Origin of the sequence: Pseudonocardia sp., from assembly GCF_025965585.1 — a bacterium.
Lineage (GTDB): Bacteria > Actinomycetota > Actinomycetes > Mycobacteriales > Pseudonocardiaceae > Pseudonocardia.
Window position 1 is genome coordinate 47,670 of the sequence record NZ_JAOPWR010000477.1, and the last position, 11,318, is coordinate 58,987.

The 11,318-nt window shown below is 72.1% G+C and carries 15 protein-coding genes; 4 read left to right on the forward strand and 11 right to left on the reverse strand.

Annotation, left to right across the window (positions count from 1 at the left end):
• Window positions 1–160 precede the first annotated feature (160 nt).
• The gene (locus tag JWR81_RS29450; RefSeq protein ID WP_297660203.1) at window positions 161–964 is read left to right on the forward strand and encodes a polysaccharide deacetylase family protein; all 804 of its coding nucleotides are present in this window, start codon (window positions 161–163) and stop codon (window positions 962–964) included.
• Window positions 965–967: 3 nt separating this feature from the next.
• On the opposite strand, the gene JWR81_RS29455 is transcribed toward JWR81_RS29450, so the two are convergent.
• Entirely contained in the window at window positions 968–1,834 is an 867-nt protein-coding gene (locus JWR81_RS29455; protein ID WP_297660206.1) for an LLM class F420-dependent oxidoreductase, read from the reverse strand.
• A 239-nt stretch (window positions 1,835–2,073) separates the two neighbouring features.
• On the opposite strand from JWR81_RS29455, the gene JWR81_RS29460 reads away from it, so the two are divergent.
• Window positions 2,074–2,826: a hypothetical protein gene (locus tag JWR81_RS29460; protein ID WP_297660209.1), complete on the forward strand. Its 753-nt coding sequence runs from the start codon at window positions 2,074–2,076 to the stop codon at window positions 2,824–2,826.
• A 12-nt stretch (window positions 2,827–2,838) separates the two neighbouring features.
• On the opposite strand, the gene ygiD is transcribed toward JWR81_RS29460, so the two are convergent.
• The 8 genes from ygiD to JWR81_RS29500 form a co-directional block, all read right to left on the reverse strand.
• Window positions 2,839–3,696, reverse strand: coding sequence for a 4,5-DOPA dioxygenase extradiol (gene ygiD / locus JWR81_RS29465; protein ID WP_297660212.1), 858 nt, complete (start codon window positions 3,694–3,696; stop codon window positions 2,839–2,841).
• A 9-nt stretch (window positions 3,697–3,705) separates the two neighbouring features.
• A complete protein-coding gene (locus tag JWR81_RS29470; protein WP_297660215.1) occupies window positions 3,706–4,065 on the reverse strand; it encodes a DoxX family protein in 360 nt (119 codons plus the stop codon).
• Window positions 4,066–4,117: 52 nt separating this feature from the next.
• Window positions 4,118–4,333 (reverse strand): hypothetical protein, encoded by a 216-nt coding sequence (locus JWR81_RS29475; protein WP_297660218.1) that lies wholly within the window; start codon window positions 4,331–4,333, stop codon window positions 4,118–4,120.
• Window positions 4,334–4,414: 81 nt separating this feature from the next.
• Complete coding sequence (locus JWR81_RS29480; RefSeq protein WP_297660221.1) at window positions 4,415–5,191, reverse strand: SCO1664 family protein; 777 nt, start codon at window positions 5,189–5,191, stop codon at window positions 4,415–4,417.
• Window positions 5,192–5,220: 29 nt separating this feature from the next.
• The gene (locus JWR81_RS29485; RefSeq protein WP_297660224.1) at window positions 5,221–5,784 is read right to left on the reverse strand and encodes a DUF3090 domain-containing protein; all 564 of its coding nucleotides are present in this window, start codon (window positions 5,782–5,784) and stop codon (window positions 5,221–5,223) included.
• Between the two features lie 53 nt (window positions 5,785–5,837).
• Window positions 5,838–6,542 (reverse strand): histidine phosphatase family protein, encoded by a 705-nt coding sequence (locus tag JWR81_RS29490; protein ID WP_297660227.1) that lies wholly within the window; start codon window positions 6,540–6,542, stop codon window positions 5,838–5,840.
• Between the two features lie 73 nt (window positions 6,543–6,615).
• The gene (locus JWR81_RS29495; RefSeq protein ID WP_297660230.1) at window positions 6,616–7,317 is read right to left on the reverse strand and encodes a TetR/AcrR family transcriptional regulator; all 702 of its coding nucleotides are present in this window, start codon (window positions 7,315–7,317) and stop codon (window positions 6,616–6,618) included.
• A gap of 31 nt (window positions 7,318–7,348) precedes the next feature.
• Window positions 7,349–8,170, reverse strand: a complete 822-nt coding sequence (locus JWR81_RS29500) for an undecaprenyl-diphosphate phosphatase (RefSeq protein WP_297660233.1) — start codon at window positions 8,168–8,170, stop codon at window positions 7,349–7,351.
• A gap of 50 nt (window positions 8,171–8,220) precedes the next feature.
• Between JWR81_RS29500 and JWR81_RS29505 the strand changes: the two genes are divergently transcribed.
• Together JWR81_RS29505 and JWR81_RS29510 are read left to right on the forward strand one after the other, a co-directional pair.
• Window positions 8,221–9,174, forward strand: coding sequence for an aldo/keto reductase (locus tag JWR81_RS29505; RefSeq protein ID WP_297660236.1), 954 nt, complete (start codon window positions 8,221–8,223; stop codon window positions 9,172–9,174).
• Window positions 9,175–9,387: 213 nt separating this feature from the next.
• Entirely contained in the window at window positions 9,388–9,654 is a 267-nt protein-coding gene (locus JWR81_RS29510; RefSeq protein WP_297660239.1) for a DUF5703 family protein, read from the forward strand.
• An 80-nt stretch (window positions 9,655–9,734) separates the two neighbouring features.
• Here JWR81_RS29510 and JWR81_RS29515 read toward each other — a convergent pair whose 3' ends face one another.
• Both JWR81_RS29515 and JWR81_RS29520 read right to left on the reverse strand, forming a co-directional pair.
• Complete coding sequence (locus tag JWR81_RS29515; RefSeq protein WP_297660242.1) at window positions 9,735–10,730, reverse strand: NADPH:quinone oxidoreductase family protein; 996 nt, start codon at window positions 10,728–10,730, stop codon at window positions 9,735–9,737.
• The coding region (locus tag JWR81_RS29520) for an SDR family oxidoreductase (protein ID WP_297660245.1) at window positions 10,730–11,318 on the reverse strand (589 nt) is incomplete at its 5' end. The genes JWR81_RS29515 and JWR81_RS29520, both read right to left, overlap by 1 nt.

Sequence of the window (11,318 nt, forward strand, 5' to 3'; positions counted from 1 at the left end):
GCGACGCTACCGACATCTCCGCGCCCTGCGCATCCGATCGTGCGGTTGCCCATCTCCAGCCACCCGAACCGGTCAGCGACACGCCTACCGGACAACAGGCCCGATCCGCGGAAATCCGCCGGTGAGAGGCCCGGGGTGGGCCTCGGGATAGCGTCGCGCCGTGCGTCATCGCTGTGCCTCGCGGAGGCTGTTCCTGGGTCTGCTCGGTGTCGGCGCGGCCGCCGTCCTGAGCGGGTGCGCGTCCCACGCCTCCGCGCCCGGCTCCCCTACCCCGGCCCCCGTGGCGCCCGTGCCGCCCCTGCCGCCGGTGCCCGCCGCGACGCCGGGGGCGTCGAAGGTGCTCTTCAGCGGCCCCACCGAGGGCGGGCGCATCGTCCTCACCGTCGACGACGGCACGTGCGCCCACTGCGTCGCGGGCTACGCCGACTTCGCCGTGCGCACCGGCACGCACCTCACGTTCAGCCCGAACGGCACCTACGCCCACGAGTGGCAGCCGCACGCCGAGGCGCTGCGCCCGCTCGTGGCGGCGGGCCAGGTCCAGGTCATGAACCACACGTTCTCCCACAAGGACCTGCGCAAGCTGCCGGCCGCGAAGGTCCGAGAGGAGCTGGAGCGCAACGACGAGTGGGTGCAGCAGAAATTCGGCATCACGACGCGCCCCTACTACCGGCCGCCGTTCGGCTTCCACAACGCGACGGTGGACGGGATCGCCGGCGAGCTCGGCTATACCCGCGCCGTGATGTGGAACGGCTCCTACTCCGACTCCGAGACCGTCACGCCGGAGTTCCTCATGAGCGAGGCCCGGAAGTACATGAAGCCGGGCGTGATCATGCTCGGCCACGCCAACCACCCGACGGTGCTCGGCCTGTTCGACCAGCTCCTGGCCCTGATCCACGACCGGCAGCTGACGCCGGTGACGCTCGACGAGATGTTCGACACCAGCCGCGCGGTCGGAACCGTCTGACCTCTACATCTCGGCCGCGGCGGGCACGATCTCCTTGCCGATCAGGGCGAGCCGCTCGGTCTCCCAGACCTTCGGCACGATGCCGTGCGCCTCCTGCACGCCCAGCGCCGCGAAGCCCTGCAGCATCGACTGGAGCTCGCCGATCTTCTCACCGTTCTCGCCGGGGTCGAGGGTGACCATCACGGTCTTCTCGATCTCGTCGTAGTCACGGCCGACGGCCTCGCAGTGCCCGCGAAGGACGTCGAGCTTGTGCTCCACGTCCGGCCCGCCGAACAGGTTGCAGGCCTGCGCGTACTGGGCGACGAGCCGCAGTGTCTTCTTCTCGCCGCCGCCGCCGATGAGGATCGGCGGGGTGCGCAGCGGCTGCGGCACGTTGAGCGTGCGGCCGAGCCGGTAGTGCTTGCCCTCGTAGGGCGCATCGGAGTCGCTCCACATCTGCCGACAGATCTGCAGCGTCTCCTCCAGCCGCTCGAAGCGCTCGGCGGTGGGCGGGAAGAACAGGCCGAGCCCCTCGGCCTCCTCGCGGTTCCAGGCCGCGCCGATGCCGAGCCACGCCCGGCCCTTCGAGAGCACGTCCAGGGTGGACACGATCTTCGCGAGCATGCCGGGTTCGCGGTAGGTGACGGCCGTGACCCAGGCCAGCAGCTCGACCTTCGACGTGCGGGCGGCGATGTAGCCCAGGGTGGTGTAGGCCTCGAGCATGTCGCTGTCGACCGGGCCGACGGGCCTGATCTGCCACAGGTGGTCCATGACGCTGACCCGCCCGAAGCCCGCCTCCTCGGCGGCGACGACGATGCGCGTCAGGTCGTCGGCGAGCCCGGCGGGCCCGCTTGGGTAGGTGAAGTTCGCGACGTGCAGACCGATCTTCACTGCTGCCTCCCTCGAGGTGTCCGTCCGGTGCGGACGTCCCGTACCCGACGCTAGTACCGCGCGCCGATGTCGGCTCGGCCCGAGGGTGGTACCGACAGGCCCAGGCGACCACCCGGCCCCGCCGAGACAGGACAGCGCGGCTCACGTTCCGGAATGCCGTTCCGTGAAACAGAACGGTTGGGCTCGACGCGCCTGTCCGCGCCGTAGCGTGCGCAGGGTCGAGCGAGGGAGGACACAGCGTGGGTGAGTACGAGGTCGTGCTGCTGCGGCACGGCGAGACGATCGGCTACGACGGCGATCTGGGGCTCACGCCCCGCGGTGAACAGCAGGCCACCGACCGCGGCACCGCGCTGGCGGCGGAGATCAAGCCGGGCACCACGGTCCGGATGCCGCACGCCCGCACGGCACGCGCGATCGCGACGGCGGTGACGGTGCGCGCGGCGCTGGTGGACGGCCTCGCCGACGGCGTGGACCTGGGCCCGCTGCACCCGGAGCCGTGGTTCGACAACCTGCGTTACTCGTTGCACGGCGAGGGTGTCGACACCTCCGCCGCGATCATCGAACGGCTCACCCTCGGCGACGAGGAGCTGCCGGACTGGGCCCGCGAGTACGACCGGTTCGACAGCGACTACCAGGAGGCCGCGGCGGCGGGCACCCCGATCGGGTACTGGCTGCACAACCCGACGCTGTACTTCGAGCCCCCGCACGTGGCCGCGCACCGGTTCTGGCGCGGGATCGCCGAGGCGCGCGACGACACGGCGGAGAACCTCATGGTCGTGGTGGCCACCCACTCCGCGCCGATGCGTGCGTTCATCGCCACCACGCTGGGCACCGACCCGGGCGAGCCGCACAACCTGGAGGACATCCGGGTCCGCGTGCGCGACGACGGGAGCACGACCGTGACGTTCCGAGGGGAGACCACGGCGATGACCGTGCCGCCGCACCTGCCGCCGTGGATCGACCGCGCCTGGTTCGAGTCGTACGGCCGCTGACACGCGACGGCTCTAGATGTTGGTGCCGTCCGGCGGGATCCCGGGCGGCACCGACCCGGCGGGACCACTCCCGTGCTCGGGGTGGGCCGGGAGGTCCAGCGTGTACGCCGTCATCGACAGCGAGCCGTAGGCGTAGCCGTCCACGAGGACGTCGGCCGGACGGTGGGCCGCCGCGCCGAGGCCGGCGAGGTAGAGCAGCGGGATGAAGTGGTCCGGCGTGGGCACGGCCACCTCGAAGTCGCGTGACTCCGGCAGCCGCAGCACCTCGTCCGGGTTGCTCGTCATGTGCTCCTTGGCGAGCTCGTCGAAGCGCTGCGCCCAGTCGAAACCCAGATCGGGCCGGGAGAAGTCGACTCCGCCGAGGTTGTGCACGACGTTGCCGCTACCCACCACCATCACGCCGCTCTCGCGCAGCGGGGCGAGCTTGGCACCCAGCTCCACGTGGTAGTCGAACGGCTTCATCGCGTTGATCGACAGCTGCACGACCGGGATGTCGGCGTCGGGGAACATGTGCGTGAGCACCGACCAGGTGCCGTGGTCGATGCCCCAGCTGTCGGAGTCGTGCCCGACCCAGGTCGGCTTGGCGATCTCCGACACCTCGTCAGCGATCTCCGGCGCGCCCGGGGCGGGGTACTCGACGTCGAACAGGTCCTGTGGGAAGCCGTAGAAGTCGTGGATCGTGCGCGGTTTCGGCATCGCGGTGACGGCCGTGGCGTTGATGTACCAGTGCGCGGAGATCACCAGGACCGCGCGGGGCTTCGGCAGCGCGGCGCCCAGCGCCCGCCAGGACTCGGTGTAGCGGTTGTGCTCGAGGGCGTTCATCGGGCTGCCGTGCCCGATGAACGCCGCCGGCATCGGAGAGACCGTCATGGGAGGAGCCTAGGAGGCGAACCGGAGAACCGCGACGACCAGCGCGAGCACGCCCAGCACGAGCGGCGGGACGAACTGCTCCTTGCGTCGGATGTGCACGACGACCGCCCCTGCCATCACCAGCGCCAGGCCGATCGCGGCGATCGGGGTGAGGATCGGCGCGATGCCCGTCAGCCACGGCACGATCAGGCCGATGGCGCCGATCACCTCGATGGCGCCGATGAGCTTGATATTGCTGTCGGTGTAGTCCTCGGCGTAGCCCATGCCGGCGCTGACGAGCGCGGGCTTCGGCCGGGCGAGCTTCATGCCGCCCGCGGCCAGGAAGGCCACGGCGAGCACGATCTGCAGGATCCAGGCGACGATGTTCATGAGGTTCTCCATGCTGGGAGCCCGGCGGCGCCGAGCTTGAACACTCAAGAACCTAACGCACGAAGCATGAGTGTTGAAGTATTGGGCGGGACAGTGACTCAACCGTGATCACGACGTCCTCGGCTTCCCCGTGGCCTTCGAGCTGCCCGCCGACGCCGACGAGGCCACCCAGGACCAGCTCTGGTTCCTCTTCGGCGGCGTGATCCACCAGGTGCCCGGCGGCAGCCTGCTCGGCGTCGCCCACGAGCCGGTCGAGGACATCGGGCATGGGCTTCCCGCTCGGGTTCCGCGACCCCGACGGCATCGCGCTCCAGCTGATGGGCGCCGGCTGGCGAGTAGGGGGCGCCGGCTAGAACGCGGGCCAGGGGATGGCCGGCCCGTAGCCCGTCGGCTCCGGGTAGCGCGGGTCGGCCAGCAGGGCGTCGACCCGAGCGGAGAGCGTGCGGGTCTCGCGGCGCGTGATGTGCTCCCCCAGCACGTCGATGAAGGTGCCGTCGAGCTCGGTGCGCAGCTTCTCCAGCGCCTCGACGACGTCGCCGGGCAGCGGCTGCCCGACCCAGCCCCACAGCACCGTGCGCAGCTTGTCCTCGACGTGCATCGTCAGGCCGTGGTCGACGCCGTACAGGTTGCCATCGGTGCCGGCGAGCACGTGGCCACCCTTGCGGTCGGCGTTGTTGACCACCACGTCGAACGCGGCCATCCGGCGCAGCGCCGGCGTGTCGGCGTGGACGAGGACGGCGGGCTCGCCTCGGTCGCCGCGGGCGCGCAGCACCCCGATCCAGCCCTGCGGCACCTTCTTCGGCGAGCAGACGTCCACGAACTCACGCTCGTCGTCGGTGTCCACCCAGACCTGCATCATCCCGGGTCCGAACGGCCCGTCCTCGCGCAGGACGGTGGGGGGGACGACGTCGAACCCCGCGGCCTCGGACACCAGGAACGCCGACATCTCGCGGCCTGCGAGCGTGCCGTCGGGGAAGTCCCACAGCGGGCGCTCACCGCGCACCGGCTTGTAGACGCACTTGACCGCGACGCCGTCGGCGCTGACCGTGCCGAAGAGGGTGGCGTTGGACGCGTCGACCAGGCGTCCGGTGATGTCGATGCGGCCGCGCCGCAGCAGCTCCGGCACAGCCGGATCCCGAGGGTCCACGTACCGGCTCAGTCCGCGACCGTGGACCTCTGGTGGTACCCGTTGAGGCGCACGCAGACGTGACCCTCCGGGTCCAGCGGCTCCGCGCACAGCGGGCACGGGGCACGGCCGGCCGAGACGACCTTCTCGGCGCGGTCGGCGAACGCCTTCGCCTGCTCCGGGGAGAGGAAGACGCGCAGGGCGTCGGGGCCCTCCTCCGTGTCGTCGAGCACGACCGACTCGTCGACCTCCTCCTCGGTGACCGCGAGGAGCTCCACCACGATGGACTTGGAGTCCGAATCCCAGCCCAGCCCCATCGTGCCGACGCGGAACTCCTCCTCCAGCGGCACCGACAGGGGGTCGAGATCGCTGCCGACCTCGTCGGGGACGCCCGCGCCGAACCGGCGCGACACCTCGGTGAGGAGCGCGGCGATGCGCTCGGCGAGCACGGTGACCTGCTGCTTCTCCAGCAGGACACTGATCGTGCGGGCCTCTTCGATCGCCTGGAGGTAGAACGAGCGGTCGCCGGGCTCGCCGACGGTCCCGGCGACGAAGCGCTCGGGCTGGCGGAAGACATGGATGACGCGTGACATGGCGCTGTCCAGAGTAGGCCACTCACGGCGGTGCGGCACGGCCGTGCACCGGCTCACGCTCCGGTGGCCCCGCCGACCACTGCGTCGGAGCTGCGCGCGGCCGGCTTGCGGCGCCGCTTGGGCTTCGGCGGGATCAGGCCGGCCACGTCGCCACCCGGGTCGTTGACGCGCTCGACGAAGGGGCGGGTCTCGGTGTAGTGGATGACGCTGATCGAGCAGGTGTCGACCATGATCCGCTGGAAGTTGTCCAGGTGGGACGCGAGCGCGTCGGCCAGCACCGCCTTGATGACGTCGCCGTGGCTGCACGCGAGCCAGACGGCCCGGGGACCGTGCTCGGCGGCGATCCGCACGTCGTGGCGGCGGACGGCGGCCACGGCGCGGGCCTGCATGCCCGCGAGCCCCTCGCCGTCGGGGAACACCGCGGCGGACGGGTGCGCCTGCACGACCTTCCACAGCGGCTCCTTGGACAGGTTCTTCAGCTCGCCGCCCGTCCAGCTGCCGTAGTCGACCTCGGCCAGGTCGTCCTCGATGACGGGGGTGAGCCCGCGGTCCTTCGCCAGCGGCGCCACGGTCTGCTCGCAGCGCAGCATCGGCGAGCACACGATCTCCGAGATCGGCACACCCGCGAGGCGCTCCACGACCTTCTCGGCCTGCTCCCGCCCCTTCTCGTCGAGCTCGACGCCGGGGGTGCGGCCGGCCAGCACGCCGGCGACGTTGGCCGAGGAGCGGCCGTGGCGGAGCAGGATCAGGGTGGTCACGGTCAGCGAGCCTACGTGGCCCCACCGGACGGCGACGGTGTCACCGTCGGGCCGGCGGCTGCGGCTCCGGGTCTCACGCGTCCTGCCCCGCGGACGCGAGGAACCCGTCGAGCAGGACGTCGACGGCCCAGGCGAACCGGTCGGCACCGGTACCACCCGTGATGCCGTCCGGCCCGCGGTGCACGGCCCGGTACAGCTGCGGGTGGGTGTCGGCGGACACCGAGGCCAGAGCGGCGACGAGGTCGGAGTCCTCCTCCTCGGCGCCCGGGCGCTCACGGCGGGTGCCGTGCTCGGCCGCGATGGTGGTGGCGTGGAGCAGGAGCAGGTCGACGCCCCAGGCGCACTGCTTCGGGCCCAGCCCGCCCTCGGCGAGCAGACCCAGGAGCGTGTCGAGCAGCCGCAGGTAGTTCGGGCCGGAGGGGCGCGTGAAGACCGACAGCCGCGCCACGCTCGGGAACGCGACCAGCACCGCGGTGTAGGACGTCAGCAGCGCGTGGAGGCGCTCCCGCCACGAGCCCTCGCCCTCGAGGTCGCCTCCGTCGAGGTCCACGGTGCCGAGCAACTCGTCGAGCACCGCGGCGTGCAGCGCCTCGGTGTTGCGGACGTAGACGTAGAGGGAGGCGGGGCCGGTGTCGAGCACCGCCGCCAGCCTGCGCATCGTCAGCCGCTCCAGGCCCTCTGTGCGCAGCAGCGCGACGGCCGCGCCGACGATGGCCTCGCGGCTCAGCGCGGGCTTGGCCGGGCGCTGGCGGCGGCTGACAGGTGCGTCGCTCATGGCCTCAGCGTAGGACGAACATGTTCGTCACTCAGGTGGCGGAGATCCAGCCGGAGCCCAGCGCGACGAACAGCAGCGCGCCCAGCGCGATGCGGTACCAGACGAACGCGTAGACGCTGTGCCGCGCGACGAACCGCAGCAGCCAGGCGATCACCGCGTAGCCGACGACGAACGCGATCACGGTGGCCACGGCCATCTGGATGCCGCTCGGGCCGTCGCCCGCGCCGATGTCGGGCAGCGTGAACAGGCCGGCGGCGACCACCGCGGGGATCGCGAGCAGGAACGAGTACCGCACGGCCGCGGTGCGCGTCAGGCCGAGGAACAGGCCCGCGGTGATGGTGCCGCCCGAGCGCGACACCCCGGGAATGAGCGCCAGCGCCTGTGCGAAGCCGAGGATCACGCCGTCGGCGGGCTTCATCCCGGTCAGCTCGGTGCGCTGCCTGCCGACCCGTTCGGCGAGCCCGAGCAGGATGCCGAAGACGACCATCGTCGTGGCGATGAGCCACAGGTTGCGGGCCACGGTCTCGATCTGGTTCTTGAACAGCACGCCCAGGATCGCGATCGGGATCGTGCCGATGATCACCAGCCAGGCGATCTTGTAGTCGGCCGTGATGCGCACCATCGGCGTGCGGAACCCGCGGAACCACACCACGACGAGGTGCCCGATGTCCTTCGCGAAGTAGAGGATCACCGCCGCTTCGGTGCCGAGCTGGCTGACCGCCGTGAAGGCCGCGCCCGGGTCGTTGCCGAAGAACACCCCCGAGACGATCCGCAGGTGGGCCGACGAGGAGATCGGCAGAAACTCGGTCAATCCCTGCACAACACCCAGAACCAGAACTTCCAGCCAACTCACGCGGGGACCGTACCGGGGGTGCGCGACCGTCCTGGCAATAGGCTCTCGGCGTGCAGCGGCGGCGGGTGGGATCCAGCGGGCTGGAGGTGTCGCGGATCGGCCTGGGCACCATGACGTGGGGCGACACCGACGCCGGCACGGACGTCGAGGGCGCCACGGCCCAGCTCACCTCGTTCGTCGACGCCGGGGGCACCCTCGTCGAGACCGCGGACGGCTACGGCGACGGCGCGGCGCAGCAGGTGCTGGGCGAGGTGATGGCCGCGAGCGTGCCCCGCGACTACCTGGTGCTGGCCGGACGCGGCACGCTGCCCGGCGGCCCGCTCGGTGACGGCGCCGCCCGCGGCGCCCTGCTGGCCGGCCTCGACGCCACGCTCAAGCGCCTCGGCACCGACCACCTCGACCTCTGGCAGCTCCCCGGCTTCGACGCCACCGTGCCGCTGGAGGAGACCCTGTCCGCGGTGCAGGTGGCCGTGATGTCGGGCCGTGCCCGCTACGCCGGCATGGTGGCTCCGCGCGGCTGGCAGCTCGCCACCGTCGCCGAACGGGGCCGGGCGCTGGGCGCCGTCACCGTGCCCGTGTCGGCGCAGGTGGAGTACTCCCTGCTCTCCCGTCACGCCGAGACCGAGCTGCTCCCGGCCGCCACCCACCACGGGGTCGGGCTGCTGGCCTGGGCCCCGCTCGGCCGCGGTGTCCTCACCGGGAAGTACGCCGACGGCATCCCGGCCGACTCGCGCGCAGCCTCCCCCGCCCACGCGCCCTACGTGGAGGCGCGGCGCAACGAGCGCTCGGCGCGGATCGTGCAGGCGGTGCTCACCGCCGCCGACGGGCTGGGCACCTCGCCGCTCGCCGTCGCCCTGTCGTGGGTGCGCGACCGGCCCGGCGTCGCGGCCGCCGTGGTCGGCGCGCGGGACGCGGCGCAGCTCACCGCGTCGATGGCGACGGAGTCGGTGACGCTCCCCGCGGAGATCCGCGCCGCCCTGGACGACGTCAGCCTCCCGACGTAGTGGGGGCCTCGGTCGAGGCGCCCTCCGCGTCCGAGCAGGAAGGTCCGAGCAGGAATCAGGCCTTCCGGCGGCCTGACGACCACGTCCCCGCGGAGAATGGGGCAAGCGCTCTCCCGTCGAGCCCGCACGATGTGGTCTCGGGCGGGACCTGGCAGCGGTCTCTGCGCGCGCCTAGGGTGGAAGGCCAGTTGTCGAACGGTGGGAGGTGAGCCGGTGGCACACGGCAGCACGACCGGCGCGGTCGAGGGAGACGTCGACGGGAATCGGGCCCCCGGGGGGTGGTTCGAGGGCGACTGGGAGTACCGCCCCGTTCATCTTCCCGGTGACGTGTCCCGCATGACAGCAGCCGTGCGCCTGGCGATCCAGGCCGAGTTCGGTGGCTGGGAGCTCTCCCGGGTCCGCCTGTACCCGGGCGGGGTGCGCAAGGTGTGGCTGCGCCGCAGGCGCAGCAAGCAGATGCTCCCCGAGCTCTCGATCTGAAATCCGCTCCGTAGGGGCCACATGATCGTCCCCGGTCGGTGGGTACCTCGCCCGCGTCTCCCGCCGAGGCGGGCCCCTCCTCACGGCACGAGCACGACCTTGCCGGTGGTGCCCCGCGACCCCAGCCGGCGCAGTGCCTCGGGCGCCTCGCGCAGCGGCAGCTCCACACCGACCAGCGGATCGATCTTCCCGGCCGCCCACAGGTCGTCGAGGCGCTGCTGCCACCGCGGGATCAGCTCGGGCTTCATCGTCCGGTAGAAGCCCCAGTGCACGCCGGTGACCTCGTAGTTCTTGACGAGCACGTGGTTGGTGGGCGCGTCGGCGAAGCGGCCGGAGACGAACCCGATGACGAGGATCCGGCCCTCGAACGCCACGACCTTGCGCGAGGCGTCGAAGATGTCGCCGCCCACCGGATCGAAGATCACGTCGGCGCCACCCCGTCCCGGTTTCGCCGGCCCGGTGATCTCCTTGACGCGGGCCACCAGGTCCTCCGACGAGTAGTCGATCACCTCGTCGGCGCCGAGCCCCTTGACCACGGCGCACTTCTCCGGCCCGCCCGCGGTGCCGATCACGCGCGCACCCATGGCCTTGCCGATCTGTACGGCCGCGGAGCCGACGCCGCCGGCCGCGGCGTGCACGAGCAGCGTCTCGCCCGGCTGCAGCCGGCCGCGGTGCTCCAACGCGCAGATGCCCGTCTGGTACGTGACGAACATGCCCGCGGCCTGGCCCGGCGTCATGCCCTCGGGCCACGGCAGCGTGGACTCGGCGTCGAGGACGGCCAGCTCGGCGTACCCGCCGCGGCCCATGGGCGGCGTGCCGAGCACCCGGTCGCCCACCTTCGCGGCCGCACCCTCCCCTACCGCGACGACCTCGCCTGCGATCTCCAGGCCGGGGGTGAAGGGCAGCGGGGGCTTCTCCTGGTACTTCCCCTGGCACACCAGGATGTCCGGGAAGTTGCAGGCCACGGCGGCCACCCGCACCAGCACCTGGCCCGGCCTCGGCTCGGGATCGGGGATCTCGCCCCACGTCAGGACGTCGGCGGGTTCGCCGAGCTCATGGACCTGCCACCCCAGCATCAGTGCGCCTCCCAGCTCACGGCGGGCGGAGGCGTGCTGCCCTTCGGACCGGGGACCCCGCGGAACCCGTACGGCCCGGGCTCGCGACCGGGCTGCACGAACCAGCACTCGCCCGGCTCGGCGCGGTCGAGGATGCCCTCGAGGGCATCGGCCACCTCCTGCGCCGTGAGCAACGGGAAGTCGCCGAACTGATCCTTGGCGTGGGCGATGAGCGGCGTGTCGGCGAAGCCGGGGCACACGGCGTTGACGCGGATGCCCTCTGCGGCGAGCGTCGGGGCCGCGGAACGCACGTAGCCGACCACGGCGTGCTTGCTCAGCGTGTAGAGCGCGTCGCCGGGCATGCCGGTCAGCCCCGCCAGCGACGACGTCGCGACGATGTGGCCCCCGCCGGCGCGGCGCAGCGCGGGCACGGCCGCGGTCAGGCCGAACACGATGTGGTCGACGTTGACGCCCATGATCCGCCGGTAGCCCTCGAGGTCGAGGCCCTCGATGCCCGACTGTCCGGCCGTGATCCCGGCGTTGAGGAACACGACGTCGAGGCGTCCGAACCGCTCCTCGGCCGCGGCGACCGCGGCCGTCACGGCGTCG

What these genes read in the sequence shown, in the direction of transcription:
- JWR81_RS29485 (WP_297660224.1), bottom strand. Translation starts at nt 5,784, where the DNA reads ATGTCACGCGTCATCCATGTCTTCCGCCAGCCCGAGCGCTTCGTCGCC.
- JWR81_RS29515 (WP_297660242.1), bottom strand. Translation starts at nt 10,730, where the DNA reads ATGCTGGGGTGGCAGGTCCATGAGCTCGGCGAACCCGCCGACGTCCTG.
- JWR81_RS29470 (WP_297660215.1), bottom strand. Translation starts at nt 4,065, where the DNA reads ATGAACATCGTCGCCTGGATCCTGCAGATCGTGCTCGCCGTGGCCTTC.
- ygiD (WP_297660212.1), bottom strand. Translation starts at nt 3,696, where the DNA reads ATGACGGTCTCTCCGATGCCGGCGGCGTTCATCGGGCACGGCAGCCCG.
- JWR81_RS29475 (WP_297660218.1), bottom strand. Translation starts at nt 4,333, where the DNA reads ATGCCCGATGTCCTCGACCGGCTCGTGGGCGACGCCGAGCAGGCTGCC.
- JWR81_RS29495 (WP_297660230.1), bottom strand. Translation starts at nt 7,317, where the DNA reads ATGAGCGACGCACCTGTCAGCCGCCGCCAGCGCCCGGCCAAGCCCGCG.